Source organism: Nonomuraea dietziae (genome assembly GCF_014195505.1).
GTDB lineage: Bacteria > Actinomycetota > Actinomycetes > Streptosporangiales > Streptosporangiaceae > Nonomuraea > Nonomuraea roseola.
Map to the genome: position 1 here is coordinate 7616795 of NZ_JACIBV010000001.1, position 16559 is coordinate 7633353.

Below are 16559 nucleotides of genomic sequence, written 5' to 3' on the forward strand. Positions count from 1 at the left end.
TGGTACGTCCAGACGTTGCCCATTAGAGATGACACGAATGCAAAACGACTTCGAAGTAGGCGAGTTCGACCTTGAAGAGCGCCAGGCGCTCCGGCGCGTGGCTGGGCTCTCCACCGAGCTCCAGGATGTCACCGAGGTCGAATACCGCCAGCTGAGGCTGGAGCGGGTCGTCCTGGTCGGTGTCTGGACCTCCGGCACGGCCGACGACGCCGACAACTCCCTTCTAGAACTCAAGTTGCTGGCCGAAACGGCCGGTTCCCAGGTGCTCGACGGCCTGATCCAGCGGCGGCAGAAGCCCGACCCCGGCACCTACATCGGCTCGGGCAAGGCGCTCGAGCTGCGTGACGTGGTCGAGTCGACCGGCGCCGACACCGTGATCTGCGACGGAGAGCTGAGCCCCGGCCAGCTGCGGCAGCTCGAGGAGATCGTCAAGGTCAAGGTCATTGACCGTACGGCGCTGATCCTCGACATCTTCGCCCAGCACGCCAAGAGCCGCGAAGGCAAGGCCCAGGTCGAGCTGGCGCAGCTGCAGTACCTGCTGCCGCGCCTGCGAGGCTGGGGTGGCAACCTGTCCAGGCAGGTCGGTGGTCGTGCCGCCGGCGGCGTGGGCATCGGCGGCCGCGGCCCCGGTGAGACCAAGATCGAGCTGGACCGGCGCCGCATCCGCGAGCGCATGGCCAAGCTCCGCCGTCAGATCTCCGGCATGTCGACCTCGCGTGAGACCATGCGGGCACACCGCCAGGGCCGTGAGGTTCCTGCGGTCGCGATCGCCGGCTACACCAACGCGGGCAAGTCCTCGCTGCTCAACCGCATCACCGGTGCGGGCGTGCTGGTCGAGGACGCGCTGTTCGCCACCCTCGACCCGACTGTGCGCAAGGCGCGCACGCCCGAAGGCAGGCTCTTCACGATCGCCGACACCGTCGGCTTCGTCAGGCACCTGCCGACCCAGCTGGTCGAGGCGTTCCGCTCCACGCTGGAGGAGGTGGCCGACGCCGACCTGATCCTGCACGTGGTCGACGGCTCCCACCCCGACCCCGAGGGCCAGCTCGCGGCGGTCCGCGAGGTGTTCGCCGACATCGAGGGCGCGCTCGACGTGCCCGAGATCGTGGTGATCAACAAGGCCGACGCGGCCGAGCAGGAGGTCCTCGACAGGATCGCCAGGCGAGAGCGCAACAGCATCGTCGTCTCCGCCCGTACGGGCGCGGGCATCGACGAGCTGCTCGAGCTCGTCGAGCGGGAACTGCCCAGGCTCGACCACGAGGTGCTCATGCTGGTGCCGTACGACAGGGGTGACCTGATCTCCCGCGCCCACAAGGAGGGTGAGGTGATCTCGGTCGAGCACGGCGGCGACGGCACCGTGCTGCACGCCCGCGTGCTTCCCAGCCTCTTCCACGAGCTGGAGCGGGTGGGCAAGCCGGTCGAACGGGTCGGCTGACGACACTGGTGAACGTACGGCTCGCGCCCATGGCGCGGGCCGTACTTCGCGTTAGGGGATAAACGCGACAGTGGTCGATCTCCGCTGGGATTGCTACGATAAGGCAAGCCTTACGACACTAATGGCGCGGGTATCGAGATGGCTGCTGCGAGTGATGTCGCATGCGGGGGCCAGAGCGGAAATGCGAGGCCGACCTGCCTCAAGGGGCGCATGAGTCGTTCTGATGCGAGGGCTTTCTTCCGAATAACCCTGTACAGCGAGCCGACCTGTGAAATAACGTAACTGAACTGAAATCGCCGGATCATGAGCCCGGCGATCGGTCACCGCAGGATCGTTGCGGATGAGAGCAGGAGACCCCCGATGTCGGCCGGACCCGGAGCGGACTCAGTGGGCGCGGTAACCCCCGCCCGCTTGCCGCTGCCTGCGTGCGGGGTGGTGCGATGACTGTTCGGCTGCTCACCAACATCGGCCGCATGTGGACCGGAAACGACGTCATCAGCAACGCGGCCCTTCTCGTGCACAACGACCGCATCGCCTGGGTGGGCCGCGCGGCCGACCTCCCGCAGAGCGTCCCCGGCGTCGTCGACGACATCGTCGACGTCGACCAGGTCGAGAACCTCAGCGGCGCGCTCGTCACCCCCGGCCTGATCGACGCGCACACCCATCCCGTCTACGCGGGCAACCGCTACGCCGAGATGGCCATGCGCTCCAGCGGCTCCTCCTCCTCGGCGATCAACGCGGCGGGCGGCGGCATCGGCTCCACCGTCACCGTGACCCGTGGCACCGACCCGTGGACTCTCTGCAACGGCGTGCGCGAGCGGCTGCGCTCCTGGCTGCTCAGCGGCACCACCACGGTCGAGGCCAAGACCGGCTACCACCTCACCCGCGACGGCGAGCTGGCCGACGTGCGGCTGCTGCGCGAGCTGGAGAAGGAGCCGATGATGCCGCGCGTGCACGTCACGTTCCTCGCGGCTCACGTCGTGCCTCCCGAGTACTTCGGCCGTCAGCGCGACTACGTCGAGGCCGTGGGCGCCTGGTGCGCCGACGCGGCCGCCGCGGGGGCCGACAGCGTCGACGTCTACTGCGACGAGGGCCACTTCACCACCGAGGAGTCCCGCTGGGTGCTGGCCTCTGGGCGCAACGTCGGCCTGCTGCCGCGCGTCCACGCGGGCGCCTTCAGCCGCCGCGGCGCCGTCCAGCTGGCGGCCGAGCTCGGTTGCGCCTCCGCCGACCTGCTCCACCACACCTCCGACGAGGACATCGCGGTCCTTTCCCGCTACGGCGTGCCCGCCGTGCTCTGCCCCGCCACCGCGATGCAGCGCGGCAGCCTTCCTCCCGTCCGTCGCATGATCTCCCAGGGCGTCACCATCGCCCTCGGCAGCGACCACAACCCCGGCCACTGCGGCATCACCTCCATGTCGCTGGTCATCAGCCTGGCGGTGGCGGCGTTCGGCATGAGCGTGGGCGACGCCCTGAGGGCCGCCACGCTCGGCGGCGCGACCGTGCTGGGCGCGCCCGACCGCGGCGTCCTCGCTCCAGGACGGCTGGCCGACATCGTCCAGTGGGACGCCGACCACGAGGGCGCGTTCGCCTGGTCCTTCGGGCTGAAGCCGCGCAGGGTCTGGCGAGGCGGCATCCCCGTCCAGTAGCTACTCTCGGGGTCATGTCACCTCCGGTCGCGATCGTCACCGATTCCACCGCTTACCTGCCTTCCGTCCCTCCCGGGGTGACCGTGGTGCCTTTGCAGGTGATCGTGGGTGGCCGGCCGTACGACGAGGGCGTTTCTCCGGCGGTCGGAGAATGGACGCCGGTAACGACGTCCCGCCCCTCTCCCGCCCGCTTTTCTGACGTTTATGATTCCTTGTCTGGTATTTCAGGAATTGTCGCTATTCATCTCTCGGGTGATTTGTCGGGCACGGCGGAGGCGGCCCGCCTCGCGGCCGAGACGGCCTCCGTCCCCGTCGAGGTGGTCGACAGCAGATCGATCGCCATGGGCCTCGGCTTCCCCGTCCTGGCGGCGGCACGGGCCGCCGCCTCGGGGTCATCGATGCACGAGGTGGCCTCGATCGCCAGGGCCGTCGCGGCTCGCACGCAGACCTACTTCTACGTCGACACCCTGGAGTACCTGCGCAAGGGCGGGCGCATCGGAGCCGCGGCGTCGCTGGTCGGCTCCGCGCTGCTGATCAAGCCGCTGCTCCACCTCGAGGGCGGGCGCATTGTGCCGCTGGAGAAGGTGCGGACGGCCACGCGCGCCCTGTCGCGCCTGGAGGACCTCGCGGTGGCGGCGGCGGGCACGACGCCGGTGGAGGTGGCGGTCCAGCACCTGTCGGCGCAGAGCAGGGCGGAGGCGCTGGCCGAACGTCTCACCCGCAGACTGCCCGAGTTAGTACGGCTGAGCGTGGTCGAGGTGGGGGCGGTGATCGGCGTGCACGTGGGGCCTGGGGCGCTCGGCATCACAGTGTCGCCGACCGGCTGACACCGGTTGTCCCCAGGGCGTTCCGCCTGTCCACAGAACCCGATTCGGCGGCTGCGCCCCTTGAGGGGGCGGCCTACGGTCTCGGGCTGTGCGGAACGCTGAGGAGAACGTGGAGCGCGCGGTGGCGGAGAGACGGCTGTGGCGCGCTGTGAGCTCCCCTCTCCGGCGTCCGGGCCCGCAGGGGTCCCCTGGGGAGCCATCCGGGGTGGAAGCGGACCCAGGCCTGCCTGGGGGCTCCGCACCGTCCAACCGCCCCGCTTCGGGCCGGTCGTCGTCATCGGGTCGACCTGACTTCCATGCGGGGGCGGCTTCGGGCGGTTCGCGGTCATCGGGTCGACCTGGCTTTGGCGCGGGGACGGCTTCGGATGGCTCGCTGTCATCGGGTCGACATGACATTCGCGCGGAAACCGTTTCCGGGCGCTCGGCATCTTCGGATCGGGTGGTCTTCGACCCCGCGACGGCTTCGGATCACCTGTCGTCGTCGGGCCGTCCTGCGGTTGTCGCGGAGAACGTCTCGGGTTACTCCAGGTTCGACTCGGAGGCGATCTCTCTTCCGCACGGGGTCAGGTCGGCGTACGGCTCGTCGTGGTCGGAGGACGCCTCAGAATCGGCGCTGAGGCGGCCTCATGTGGACGTCTCCTCAGGCCACCCGTCGGGACGCTCGGAGCTCGGCGCGATGGCGATCTCCCGGGCGGCCGGTTCCGCCTCGGACAGCTTCCCCGGCCGCGCTGACTTCGGCTTTGAGCCGTCGCCCCACCGATCGCCTGCCGAGGACGTGCCGCACGACGGACCCTCCGGCCTTTCCCCGCCCATCCCCACATCCTTCGCCGCCTTTCGCGCCGCCGTCTCCTCCCAAGCGCCCAACCTGGACCCAGGACGCCCTGGCCTGCGCGTGCTGCTGGTGCTGGGTGTGGTGGCGGCCCTCGTCGGAGGCGTCTACGTCTGGCGCTCCAGCCCCACCCCGGAGCCTCTGGCCGCGCCCCGCCCGATCAGCGGCTCGGCGGCGCCGCCGACCGTCACGTCCGTCTCCACCCCCACCTCACCCGAGGTGATGGTGCACGTGGCGGGCAAGGTGCGCAGGCCGGGCGTCTACACCCTCCCCGGGGGCTCCAGGGTCACCGACGCGGTGAAGGCCGCGGGTGGGGTGCGATCAGGCGCTCCCATGGGCTCCGTCAACCTCGCCAGACGCCTGGTCGACGGCGAACAGATCGTCGTCGGCACACCCGCCGCCCCCGGTGCCGCAGGTGGCGTCGAGGGTGGTGTGGTCGCCGCCGCTCCGGCCGTCCTCGACCTCAACACCGCCACGCCTGAGCAGCTGGAGGAATTACCAGGGGTCGGCGAGGTGCTGGCGGCCCGCATCGCCGAGTTCCGCACCACGCACGGCGGCTTCCGAAGCGTCGAGCAGCTGCGCGAGGTCTCGGGAATCGGTGATCGCAAGTACGCCGAGCTGAAGGACAAGGTCCGAGTCTGACCGGCTTGCTTGGGAGCGAAGTGCTTGCCTGCGAACGAAGTGCCACCCCGTCCCCCCACCCGACATCCCAGCCCCTCTCCGAAGTCCGGCCGGGCGCGTCCCCCAGACCGCTGGGGCGCTCGCATCCGCGAACCGTCCTCAGCGGGACACCTCCGTCCGTCGTCCTGGTCCGAGCGGGTGTGATGGCCGGTCCGCCAGGAGGCCCGTTGCTCTGCGCAGCCCGCGGCCAGGCCGTTTCGTCTGCGGTCCTGGCCCGATTGGGCGTGCCGGAGGACCCGGATGGAGGCCTGGGCGGATTGGGCGTGCCGGAGGACCCGGATGGAGGCCTGGGCGGATTGGGCGTGCCGGAGGACCCGGATGGAGGCCTGGCCCGATTGGGCGTGCCGGAGGACCCGGATGGAGGCCTGGGCGGATTGGGCGTGCCGGAGGACCCGGATGGAGGCCTGGGCGGATTGGGCGTGGCAGAGGGGCCGGGTGGAAGCCTGGGTCAATTGCGGGCGCCGGAGGGGCCACCAGGTGGCTGCGCAGCCCGCGGCCAGGCCGTCTCGTTTGCGGTCCTGGTCCGATTGAGCGTGGGGGAGGGGCCGGGTGGAGGTCTGGTTCGATTGCGGGCGCCGGAGGGGCCGCCGGGTGGCGCGTTTCCGGACACCGCCTGCGGCCGGGTCGTCTCGTCTGTGGTCCAGGTTCGAGTGGGCGTGGCGGAGGGGCCGGGTGGAGGCCTGGGTCGATGGGGTGCACCGGAGGGGCCGGGTGGAGGTCTGTTGTCGCGCAGCTTCACCGACCGGGTCCTTTCGTCCTCTGCCGGGGGTCGGTGGGGTGGGTTCGCCGGGTCGACGGGTGGCTTGTGGTCGCAAGACGTTACTGGCGGGTCGCGTTGACCAAGGCGCATAGAGAGGAGGCGGGCCGAGGCCCGGGCGCGCCCGCATCGCCGGGTGATGCAGAGGACCGGTGGTCGGCGTACACGCTGGTCCTGGTGCTGCCGGCCCTCGCGTCATGGGCCACAGCGCTCGTCCTTCTCGGCTGCTCTGCCCCGATCGGCGCTGCGTGCGCGGCGGTGTCGGCACTTGGCGCGGCCGGGGTTCCTTTCGCGGCGCGTCATCGTCGTGCCGGTCGGTTCGGACGGACATCGGTGCCTGTGGGAGCGAAGCTCCCACTCGTCGTCTTCCGCAAGCAGACACCAGGCCCGTCGCGCGAGGCGATCCGGCCCTTGGCACCGTCCGGCGAGACGTTGGGGTGTGCGGCATCGTCTGGTGGGGCGATCGGGCGCGGGGCGCTGTTCGGAGGGGCGGTCCGGTGCGGGGGGCTGGCCGGCGAGACGTTCGGGTGTGCGGCACCGCCCGGCGAGACGTGGTGTGCGGCACCGCCCGGCGAGACGTTCGGGTGTGCGGCACCGCCCGGCGAGACGTTCGGGTGTGCGGCGTCGTCTGGTGGGGTGATCGCTCGCGGGGCGCTGTTCGGCGGGGCGGTCCGGTGCGGGGGGCTGGCCGGCGGGGCGATCCGGCGTGGGGAAGCGGCCGGTGAGGTGGACGGGCCGGCTGGCTCGCGTTCGTCCGTCCGGAGAGCCGGTGTGTGGGTGAATGTCGCCGTCGCGGTGCTCGGGTGCATGGCGGCCACCTCGGCCGGTGTCGCCTTCCGCGTGCACGCCGTCACCACGGGCCCCGTCGCCGAGCTGGCCGCCAGAGGGGCGGTCGTGCACGCGGAGATCGTCCTCACGGGCGACCCCAAGGTACGGCAGGCCCAGGCGGCCTTCAGGGGCGAGAGCGTGGTCGTCGAGGCCACGTTGGAGTCGCTGGACACCCCCACGGGACGGCTCGCCGTACACACCCCTGTCGTGGTCTTCGGATCGGGCAGCAGGTGGCGTCCGCTCCTGCCCAGCCAGCGCCTGCGAGTGGCGGGGAGGCTGGGCGGCGCGGAGCCCGGCGAGCTGGTCGGCGCCGTGCTGCTCGTGCGCGGCCCGCCGACGGTGCTGTCGGAGCCGTCAGGGCTGCAGAGCATGGCGGGCCTGCTGCGGGCCGGGCTGCGCGCGGCGACGGACGGGTTGCCTCCCGACCAGCGTGGGCTGCTGCCGGGGCTCGTGGTGGGCGACGTCTCCCGCATGGATCCCGAGGTCAGCGCCGACTTCAAGGAGGCGGGACTCAGCCACCTGACGGCCGTCAGCGGGGCCAACCTCGCGATCGTGGCCGGGGCGGTGGTGGCGCTGTCGCGATTGGCCGGGCTGCCGCTTGCCGTACGGGCCGGGTTGGCGGCGCTCGCCATGCTGGCCTTCGCGGTGGTGGCGCGGCCGTCGCCGAGTGTGCTGCGGGCCCTTCTCATGGGGCTGGTCGGGGCGATCGCGCTGGGCACGGGGCGTCCGAGGGACGGGGTCGCGGCGCTGTCGGCGACGGTGCTGCTGCTCATGCTGTTCGATCCGGGGCTGGCCCGCGAGTACGGCTTCGCGCTGTCGGTCTGCGCCACCGGCGGCATCCTGCTGCTGGCGCCTGGCTGGCGCGACAGGATGGCGGTCAGGATGCCGAGATGGGCCGCGGAGGCGATAGCCGTACCGGCTGCCGCGCAGGCGGCGGTGACGCCTGTGCTCGTGCTCATGGCGGGACAGCTGCAACTGGTCGCGGTGCCCGCGAACCTGCTGGCTGGGCCCGCCGTCGCTCCGGCCACGGTGCTCGGGTGCGCGGCAGCGCTGGTGGCGCCGTTGTCCATGGAGGTGGCCAGGCTCCTCGTGCTGCCCGCGGGCTACGCGGTCGGCTGGATCATCACCGTGGCCGAGCACGCCGCCCGCGTGCCGCTGGCCGGGCTCCCCTGGCCCGGAGGGCTCACCGGGCTGCTCCTGCTCGCGGCGGCCGTCGCGGTGGCGGTGCCGCTGCTGCGCCGCGCGGGCGCCCGCATGATCGTCCTGACCGTCGGTACGGCAGGCCTCGCGGCCGTCCTGGTCGCAGGGCCCGTGATCGCCCCCTGGCCTCCCGCGCGCTGGCTCCTCGTCGCATGCGATGTGGGGCAGGGCGACGCCCTCGCGATCGCGGCGGGCCCTGGGCGGGCGGTCGTCGTGGACACCGGGCCCGATCCCACGCTGGCCGACCGTTGCCTGCGCGACCTCGGCGTCCACGAGGTCCCGCTCGTCATCCTCACCCACCCGCACCGCGATCACGTGGGCGGGCTGGACGGGATCTTCCGATCAGGGCGCCGCGTCGGCGCGGTGATCGTCAGCCCGGGGAGGGCTCCTGCGCACGAGTCCGCCCGCATCTCGGCCGCGCTGGGCCGGAAGGGGATCGCCGAGTGGGTGGCGTCCCCTGGCGCGCGCTGGCGCTTCGGCCCGTCCGAACTGATCGTGGTGGGGCCCGCGGCCGGTGCCGTGCCGGGCGGGTCAGGGGAGGGAAGCGTGATCAACAACGAGAGCGTGGTCATGCTGGTGCGCTGGGCGGCGGGCTCGATCCTGCTCAGCGGCGATGTCGAGACGGAGGCGCAGGCCGAGCTCCTCCGTGCGGGGCTGCCTCCCGCCGATCTGCTGAAGGTTCCCCATCACGGCTCGGCTCGGCAGGACGCGCGCTTCCTGGCGGCGACGGGAGCGAGGGCGGCGTTGATCAGCGTGGGGGCGGACAACGGATACGGGCATCCCGCGCCGCCGACGCTGGGGATGCTGCACCGGCTGGGGATGCGCGTCTACCGCACGGACCAGTCGGGCGCGCTGGCGGTGATCGACCAGTCGGGACGGCTGGCGGTGGTCTCGAGGGGACGGTCCGACGAGTGAGCCTCGCTCCCTGCCTGGTTCGGGCGTTCGGACACCAGGTCGGCCGGACGGTGGGGCGTCGAAAGACCAGCCTGCGCAGAGGCGGGGGGATGCGGAGGGATGGCTGAGCGAGTGTGCGACGGGCGAGGACCGCTTGAGAGGCGGGCAGTCGCGCGGTGGGCTGCGGCCGCCTTCGTGCAGGAGCCGGAGGTCGGCTCACTGGCTCAGGCGGGTGGCTGCTCCGATGACAACCTGGTCCAGGTTTCGTGGAGGTGGGTCCAGCGCAGGCCGTGGGGGGCGGTGGCGTCCCTGACGAGGACCACTGTGGCCCGCCGGACGCTGGGATTCTGGCCTCCGTGGTGTTCCTCGTAGGTGGCGACGACGAACGACTCCGCCGAAGCGACGACCTTCACGTCGCGGATGGCGATCGCGAGGGTGGGGACGGCGCCGTACGCGGTCTCGATCACGGCCAGCACGCTCGGCAACGGCAGCGCTTCGCCGTCCGGGGTGATGAGGGTGAAGGCGGGCGTGTGCGCGTCGGCGAAGGTGGGGAGGTCGGAGCGGGCGCCGCGTCCGGTGAGCCAGTCTTCGATGACCCGGTGATGCCGGACGATCTCCGCCCGGCAGGCGTCCGCGTCATCGTCGGCGAGCGCGAGGTCGGGTGGGGACTCCGGCGGCGTGGACACCGGGGTGGGGTGGGACGCGGGGGCGGAGGTCGGCGCGTGGTTCGGTGTGGAGGCGGGTGTCGGTGGGGAGGCGGGGGCGCGATTGGGTGTGGGTCCGGGTGTGGGGTCGGGCGTGGTGGCGGAGGTCGGCGTGGAGGCGGGGGTGGGGCTGGGTGTGTATCGGGGTGTGGGGTCCGGCGTGGGGGTGGTCATCGGGCGAGCTCCGTCCAGGGCTGGGCGGCGATCCATGCGCTGAGGGGGGTCAGGCTGATCGCGAGGGCCTTCTCGAGGGCGGCCGGGTCGAGGTCGTACAGGTCGTGGCCGTGCTCGGCGATCCAGCGGTACGTCGAGACGACCTCCCCGGCGGTGGTGGCGCCGAGGGCGTGGGTCAGGCCTGCCTCGAACTCGTCGAGGTCCTGGGCGACGTACCGGATCGGGCGGCCGAGGGTGACGGAGAAGGCGGCGGCGAGCTCGGAGCCCGTCACCACCTCGGCCCCGCCCAGATCGAGCGCGAGTCCTTCAGGCGTGAGCGCGCCGACGAGGCCGTCCGGCGAGAGCGGCGCCGCGACGGCGGCCGTGGTGGGAGGGGCCACGGCGAGGTCGGCGGTGGACCTGGTGAGGGCGGCGATGGTGGCTGTGGCGAGATCGGCGTGGCTGAGCCAGGACACCGGCAGGTCGGCAGGCAGCGGATACCGCAGCACCCCCTCGTGCGCCAGCGGCCCCGCCACCCAGGGCGCGCACAGGTTGTCGAGATAGACGGGCGGCCTGACCACCACGGTCTCCACCCCGCTCTCCACCAGGACCGACGTCGCGAAGCGGCGCGTTTCGAAGGCGGCCACCGAGGTCGGGACCGACGGCATGCGGTTGGCGGTGTTGTAGACCAGGCGCCGCACCCCCACCGCGACCGCCGCCTCGGCGATGTTGCGGATGTAGGTCTCGACGACGGAGGGTTCGAAGACCATGGGCAGCACGACGCACGCGTGCGTCACCCCGTCGAAGGCGGCCCGCACCGCGGAGGCGTCGGCCAGGTCCCCGGTGACCGGGGTGACGCCGGGCGGAAGTCCCGCGCCCGAGCGGGTGAGGCCGCGCACCGTGTGTCCCGAATCGACCAGGCGCCTGGCCACGGCGCCGCCCTGTGCGCCGGTGGCGCCGATGACGAGGATGTTCATGGCAACCGAGCCTGCCCCACCCACCGGCTACGATCCATAAAGCCGAGTCTTCTGAAGTTTAAGGATCGTCCGTGGGAGATCTGCTGAGCGAGCTGCTTGCCCCGCTGCGCCTGCAGGGCGTCTTTCACAGCCGATGGTCGGCGCGGGCGCCGTGGGGGGTGGCGGGGGAGCGGGAGCACTGCGCGCTGATCCACTACGTGCAGGAAGGCACGTGCACGGTCGAGCTGCCCGAACTGCCCGAGCCCGTACGGCTGAACGCGGGCGACCTGGTCGTCTTCCCGCATGGCACCGCGCACCGCCTGGCCGACAGCCCGGGCAGGACCACCGTGCCGCTGTCCTCGCTGCTGCCGGACCGGTCCCCGGGGGCGGTGCGCACGGTCGAGATCGACGGCCCAGGCCCCGCCACGACGATGCTCTGCGGAGGGCTGCACTACGACGACTCGGCCGCGGCCCCGCTCTACAGGGCGCTGCCGCCGGTGCTGGTGTTCGACAGAGAGATGCTGGAGCGCCAGCCGTTGCTGTCGGGCACGCTCGACAGGCTGGCGGGGGAGTGGGCGGGCGGTGAGCCCGGCGCGGTGCTGGTGGCGTTGAGGGCTTTCGAGCTGGTCTTCGTGCTGGCCCTGCGGGTGGCGCTCGCCGATCTCGACACCCCTGTGCTGCAGGCTCTACGCCATCCCGGCATCAGCAGGGCGCTGCTGGCCGTCCACACGCGGTTCGGTGAGCAGTGGACGCTGGAGTCGCTGGCGGAGGAGGCGGGGCTGTCGCGGTCGGCCTTCGCGGCCAGCTTCAGGGAGCTGGTCGGGGAGGCGCCGATGCGGCACCTGACCGCGCGCAGGATGCAGGAGGCGGCGCGGCTGCTGAAGGAGTCGACGCTGGCGCACGGGCGCATCGCCGAGCGCGTCGGCTACCGCTCCGGCGTGGGATTCCACCTGGCCTTCCGCCAGTGGTGCGGGATGACGCCCGGGGAGTACAGGCGGCTGGGTCCGCGGCGGGGCGGACCCGCAGTAGCGTGATGCGGCGGCGGTACGAGAGAGCCAGGAGAATGTGAAGCATGGTGACGTTGGTCGTCGGGGACGAAGAGCTGCTCGCCGAGCGCGCGGTCGGCGCGGTGGTGGCCGCCGCGAAGGCGCGCGACGCCGGGGCGGAGGTGCACGACCTGGTCGGTTCCAAGGTCGAGACCGGCGAGCTGACCAGGCTGACCTCGCCTTCGTTGTTCGGCGACACGTCCGTGATGGTGATCAGGTCCGCGCAGGACCTGTCGAAGGACGTCATCGCCGAGGTCGTCGGCTACGCGAAGGACCCCGCTGACGACACCGTGCTCGTGCTGGTGCATCCGGGCGGCGTCAAGGGCAAGGCGCTGGTCGACGGCATCAAGAAGACCAGGGCCGACGTGGTCACCGTCACCAAGCTCACCAAGCCCGCCGAGCGCCTCGAGTTCATCAGGGGCGAGATCAGGCGGGCGGGCCGCACCATCACGGGCGACGCGGCGCAGGCGCTTCTCGACGCCGTGGGCAACGACCTGCGCGAGCTGGCGGCGGCCTGCGGGCAGCTAGCTTTCGACACCGAGGGCAAGAGCATCGACCTCGACGCCGTCTCCCGCTATCACAAGGGCAGGGCCGAGGTCAGCGGGTTCACGGTGGCCGACGCCGCGGTCGAGGGGCGTCTGGCCGACGCGCTGGAGCAGCTGCGCTGGGCGCTGAGCACGGGGGTGGCGTCGGTGCTGCTGGTCAGCGCGCTGGCCCGTTCGCTGCGGTCGCTGGCCAAGGTCGGCGGCGCAGGGCGCAACGTCCAGCCCGCACAGCTCGGCATGGCGCCCTGGCAGATCAACAACGCCAAGCGGCAGCTCCGAGGGTGGGGGCCTGAGGGCCTGTCCGCGGCCCTGCGCGCGGTCGCGATCGCCGACGAGCAGGTCAAGGGGGGCGGCGCCGACCCCGCCTACGCCCTCGAGCATGCCGTCCAGACGATCGTCGCCAGCAGGAACGGCAGGTAGGGTGTCAGGCTCTGGACTCGACGCTGATCAGCATCCGCTTGAGCAGCTCGTCGAGCGTCTCCCGCTCCTCAGGGGCCAGGGCCCTCAGCATCTCCGCCTCGGCGGTGGCCCTGACTGCCATCGCCGCCGCCCACAGCTCGTGGCCCTTGTCCGTGAGCTCCACGTCGACCCTGCGCCTGTCCTCCTCGCTGCGGACGCGGCGCACCAGCCCTGCCTTCTCCAGGGTGTCGATGCGGCCCGTCATCCCCGCGGGCGAGATCATCAGCTCGCTCGCCAGCTCCGAGGGGGTGGCCTGGCGAGAGGATCGCGAGACGAGCCTGTGCAGGGTCTCGAACTCGAAGTCCTGTATCCCGACCTCGGCGAGGGCCGCCTCCTTGGCCTGACGGACATGCTTCACCAGCAGCTGCATGCGCGTGATGATCGCCTCCACCCGCTCGTCGTAGGGCGCCTTGCCGCGCCAGCGCGCCAGGTGCGTGTCGACGGAATCGTACGTTGACGAAACATTAGCTGGCGAATTATTGTCCGGAGCCATGTTGATCAGACTAGTGATCGGCCGCGCTCTGTCGGCGCTGGCGACGGCCCTCATCCCCACCACGCTGACGCTCGTCGTGCTCATGGGCAGCGGCGACGCCGCCGACCTCGGCATCGTGCTGGCCTGCGAGCTGGTGCCGATGCTGGTGCTGCTGCCGTTCGGCGGGGTGGTGGCCGACCGCTTCCCTCCCGAACGCGTGGTGCTGTTCGCCGACCTGACCAGGTGTGCGGCACAGGCGGCGATCGGCGTGGAGCTGCTGCTCGGGGTGGAGCGGATCGCCGACCTGGCCGTGCTGGCGGCGGTCACGGGCGCGGCGGCCGCGTTCGGGACGCCTGCCGTACCGAGGCTGGTGGCCGCGACCGTCGAGGGAGCGGCCAGGCTGCGCGCCAACGCGCGGATCGGCCTGGCCACCAGCCTGTCCGCCGTGGGCGCGCCCGCCATCGCGGGCGCGCTGGTCCTCGGGGTCGGGCCGGGCTGGGCGTCGCTGTTCACCGCGGTCCTCTTCGCGGCCTCCGCGTTCACTCTCGGCGGTGTTCGTACGGCGAGAGCCGCCGCCCCCACGGGCGCGCACTCGCTGCTCAGCGGCTGGCGGGAGATCAGGCAGCGCCCCTGGTTCCTGGTCAGCGTCATGGGTCACGGCGTCTGGCACTTCTGCGCCGGTCTGTTCCTCACCCTCGGCCCGCTGCTCACCGTCAGGAGCGGGGAGGCGATGTGGGTGATCATCGTGCAGTGCGGCACGGTCGGCATGCTCGCCGGAGTCTTCGCCGCCCCTCGCCTGCCCATCCGCCGCCCTTTGGCCGGGTGCGCGGTGGGCGCCTCCCTCTACGCCGCGCCGCTGGCGGCGCTGGCCGTACCGCTGAACGGGTGGGCGGTGGCCGTGGCGTACGCCGTGGCGATGTTCGGTCTCGGCCTGCTCGTCCCGCTGTGGGAGACCGTCGTCGCCGACCGGATCCCCGTGGAGGCGCTGGGCAGGGTGCGCTCGTTCGACTCGCTGATCTCCTTCGCCACCAGGCCGCTCGGCCTGGCCGTCGCCGCCCCGCTGGCCGGGTGGGCGGGTACGGCGCCGCCGCTGTGGATCGCCGCGGTCGCGGTGGCCGCGGCGAGTCTCAGCGTGCTGGGTGTGCGGGAGGTCAGGACTCCTGCAGCGCCGCCTCTCGCAGCACCCCGTCGCTGATCTCCAGGACCCTGTCGGCCAGCGAGATCAGGCTCTGGTCGTGGGTGGCCACCAGCGCGGTGACGCCCTCGCTGCGCACCAGCGCCCTGATCAGCTGCATGATCTGGCGGCCGGTCTGCGAGTCGAGCTGGCCCGTCGGCTCGTCGGCGACCAGCAGGCGCGGCCTGTTGGCCAGCGACCTGGCGATCGCCACGCGCTGGCGCTGACCGCCGGACAGCTCGTAGGGGCGCTGGTTGAGGTGCTGCTCCAGACCGACCAGCGACAACAGCATGCGCACCCGCTTCTCGCGCTCCTCCACGGGCGTGCGGGCCAGGCGCATCGGCACGCCGACGTTCTCGGCCGCCGACAGGACGGGGATCAGGCCGAAGGACTGGAAGACGAAGCCCACCACGTCGCGGCGCAGCGCCAGCAGCGCCTCCTCCGGCAGCGAGGTGACCTCCTGGCCCGCCACCACCACCCGGCCGGCGTCCGGCCTGTCCAGCCCGCCGATCTGGTTGAGCAGCGTGGTCTTGCCCGACCCTGAGCGGCCGCGGATCGCGACCAGCTCGCCCGGGTAGGCCTCGAAGGAGACCTCGCGCAGCGCGACGACCTCCTTGGGCCCGCTCCTGTAGACCTTGCGCAGGCCCTCCACGACGACCAGGGGCTCACTGCTCATCAGGGGACTCCTCACGGGACGGCCACACGCCGATGTGGTCGGACTCGAGCTCGAGGCGCACCCTGCGCTCCATGTCGAGGGCGTTCATGAAGTCGCGCGGCAGCTGCAGGCGGCCGACGCGATCGAGCACGGCGTACTCCTCGGCGATGATCTCGCCCTCGGCGCCCTCCCTGCGCAGCGTCTCGCTGCTGGTACGGCCGTCACGGATGCCGACGGTACGGTCGACCTGCTCGGAGACCAGCGCGTCGTGCGTCACGATGACCACGGTGACGCCCAGCTCGCGGTTGGCCCTGCGCAGCGCCTCGAAAACCTCCTCGGAGGTGTCGCTGTCGAGCTCACCCGTCGGCTCGTCGGCCAGGATGAGCTGGGGGGAGTTGGCCAGCGCCACGGCGATCGCCACACGCTGCTGCTCACCGCCCGACATCTCCGACGGCTTCCTGTCCGCGCAGTAGTCGACGCCGAGCAGCGTCAGCAGCTCCATCGCGCGGTTCCTGCGGTTCCTGCCCGCCAGCCTCATGGGCAGCTCGACGTTCTCCCTGGCGGTCAGGTAGGAGAGCAGGTTGCGCGCGGTCTGCTGCCAGATGAAGCCGACCACCTCGCGGCGGTAGCGCAGCCGGTCCTTGGCCGTCATCGACAGCAGGTCCATGCCCGCCACCCTGGCCAGGCCCGCGGTCGGGACGTCGAGGCCGGACAGCACGTTGAGGAGAGTGGACTTGCCCGAGCCTGAGGCGCCGACGACGGCGATCAGCTCGCCCTTCTGGATGAGCAGGTCGAGTCCCTGTAGCGCGACGACCTCGACCCCCTCGGTCTTGTAGATACGGACGAGGTTGTCGCAGACGATGTGCGCGTCACCGCCGAAGGCGGCCCGTTCGCGCGTGGCCTGCGCCTCCAGGTCGGACATGGTGGGGGTGTTCGTCACTGGTCACCTACTCGAAGGACGGAGCCGAGGCTGCGCCGACGGCCGATGGCGGTGTGCGCGTAGGCGCCGAGCAGGGGGACCGCGGTACGGCCGGGCGTACGCGGGAACGCCAGGGCGCCCGTCCGCCCGAACACGGTGATCGTCAGCGGCGCGCTCGGCGGCCGGGTGCTCGATGACCGGCGGAACGCGCCCCGCATATCGCCCCCGCTCCTTCCGCGCTCCCCATTGAAGTGAACCTTTGGGGATGAAGCGGGCGCCGGGCAAGCCGATCTTCTCAAGAGTGACACAGCCGATACGCTGGAGTGATGTCGAAACTGTGACAGTTTCGCGATGCGATCCGGATATCTGACTGAGC

At 71.8% G+C, this 16559-nt stretch carries 14 protein-coding genes; 8 read left to right on the plus strand and 6 right to left on the minus strand.

The window, feature by feature from the left end; genetic code table 11:
- The first annotated feature begins 28 nt into the window (after nt 1-28).
- The 5 genes from hflX (at nt 29) to FHR33_RS36310 (ending at nt 9121) form a co-directional block, all read left to right on the plus strand.
- Nucleotides 29-1435: a GTPase HflX gene (gene hflX, locus FHR33_RS36290; RefSeq protein ID WP_183657666.1), complete on the plus strand. Its 1407-nt coding sequence runs from the start codon at nt 29-31 to the stop codon at nt 1433-1435.
- A 440-nt stretch (nt 1436-1875) separates the two neighbouring features.
- Nucleotides 1876-3084, plus strand: a complete 1209-nt coding sequence (hutI, locus tag FHR33_RS36295; protein ID WP_183657668.1) for an imidazolonepropionase — start codon at nt 1876-1878, stop codon at nt 3082-3084.
- Between the two features lie 14 nt (nt 3085-3098).
- Complete coding sequence (locus tag FHR33_RS36300) at nt 3099-3911, plus strand: DegV family protein (protein WP_183657670.1); 813 nt, start codon at nt 3099-3101, stop codon at nt 3909-3911.
- A 439-nt stretch (nt 3912-4350) separates the two neighbouring features.
- Nucleotides 4351-5382, plus strand: coding sequence for a ComEA family DNA-binding protein (locus FHR33_RS52940; RefSeq protein WP_312895880.1), 1032 nt, complete (start codon nt 4351-4353; stop codon nt 5380-5382).
- 1573 nt (nt 5383-6955) lie between these two features.
- Complete coding sequence (locus FHR33_RS36310) at nt 6956-9121, plus strand: ComEC/Rec2 family competence protein (protein WP_312895881.1); 2166 nt, start codon at nt 6956-6958, stop codon at nt 9119-9121.
- 203 nt (nt 9122-9324) lie between these two features.
- On the opposite strand, the gene FHR33_RS36315 is transcribed toward FHR33_RS36310, so the two are convergent.
- Nucleotides 9325-9978, minus strand: coding sequence for a hypothetical protein (locus tag FHR33_RS36315; RefSeq protein ID WP_183657672.1), 654 nt, complete (start codon nt 9976-9978; stop codon nt 9325-9327).
- Nucleotides 9975-10934, minus strand: a complete 960-nt coding sequence (locus FHR33_RS36320) for an SDR family oxidoreductase (protein WP_183657674.1) — start codon at nt 10932-10934, stop codon at nt 9975-9977. The genes FHR33_RS36315 and FHR33_RS36320 overlap by 4 nt, the downstream gene beginning before the upstream one ends.
- 71 nt (nt 10935-11005) lie before the next feature.
- Here FHR33_RS36320 and FHR33_RS36325 point away from each other — a divergent pair, with 71 nt between their 5' ends.
- Both FHR33_RS36325 and holA read left to right on the plus strand, forming a co-directional pair.
- Nucleotides 11006-11947 (plus strand): AraC family transcriptional regulator, encoded by a 942-nt coding sequence (locus tag FHR33_RS36325; RefSeq protein WP_183657676.1) that lies wholly within the window; start codon nt 11006-11008, stop codon nt 11945-11947.
- Nucleotides 11948-11985: 38 nt separating this feature from the next.
- Nucleotides 11986-12924: a DNA polymerase III subunit delta gene (gene holA, locus FHR33_RS36330; RefSeq protein ID WP_183657679.1), complete on the plus strand. Its 939-nt coding sequence runs from the start codon at nt 11986-11988 to the stop codon at nt 12922-12924.
- A 4-nt stretch (nt 12925-12928) separates the two neighbouring features.
- On the opposite strand, the gene FHR33_RS36335 is transcribed toward holA, so the two are convergent.
- Complete coding sequence (locus FHR33_RS36335; protein WP_183657682.1) at nt 12929-13456, minus strand: MarR family winged helix-turn-helix transcriptional regulator; 528 nt, start codon at nt 13454-13456, stop codon at nt 12929-12931.
- On the opposite strand from FHR33_RS36335, the gene FHR33_RS36340 reads away from it, so the two are divergent.
- A complete protein-coding gene (locus FHR33_RS36340) occupies nt 13455-14630 on the plus strand; it encodes an MFS transporter (RefSeq protein ID WP_183657685.1) in 1176 nt (391 codons plus the stop codon). The two genes, FHR33_RS36335 and FHR33_RS36340, sit on opposite strands and share 2 nt — an antisense overlap.
- On the opposite strand, the gene FHR33_RS36345 is transcribed toward FHR33_RS36340, so the two are convergent.
- Genes FHR33_RS36345 through FHR33_RS36355 form a run of 3 tightly spaced genes read right to left on the minus strand, consistent with a single transcriptional unit; the run spans nt 14587 to nt 16401 of the window.
- The gene (locus tag FHR33_RS36345; protein WP_183657688.1) at nt 14587-15285 is read right to left on the minus strand and encodes an ABC transporter ATP-binding protein; all 699 of its coding nucleotides are present in this window, start codon (nt 15283-15285) and stop codon (nt 14587-14589) included. The two genes, FHR33_RS36340 and FHR33_RS36345, sit on opposite strands and share 44 nt — an antisense overlap.
- Nucleotides 15275-16204, minus strand: coding sequence for an ABC transporter ATP-binding protein (locus FHR33_RS36350; protein ID WP_312895882.1), 930 nt, complete (start codon nt 16202-16204; stop codon nt 15275-15277). Before FHR33_RS36350 ends, FHR33_RS36345 begins: the two co-directional genes overlap by 11 nt.
- Nucleotides 16201-16401, minus strand: a complete 201-nt coding sequence (locus FHR33_RS36355; RefSeq protein ID WP_183657691.1) for a hypothetical protein — start codon at nt 16399-16401, stop codon at nt 16201-16203. The genes FHR33_RS36350 and FHR33_RS36355 overlap by 4 nt, the downstream gene beginning before the upstream one ends.
- Nucleotides 16402-16559: the final 158 nt, after the last annotated feature.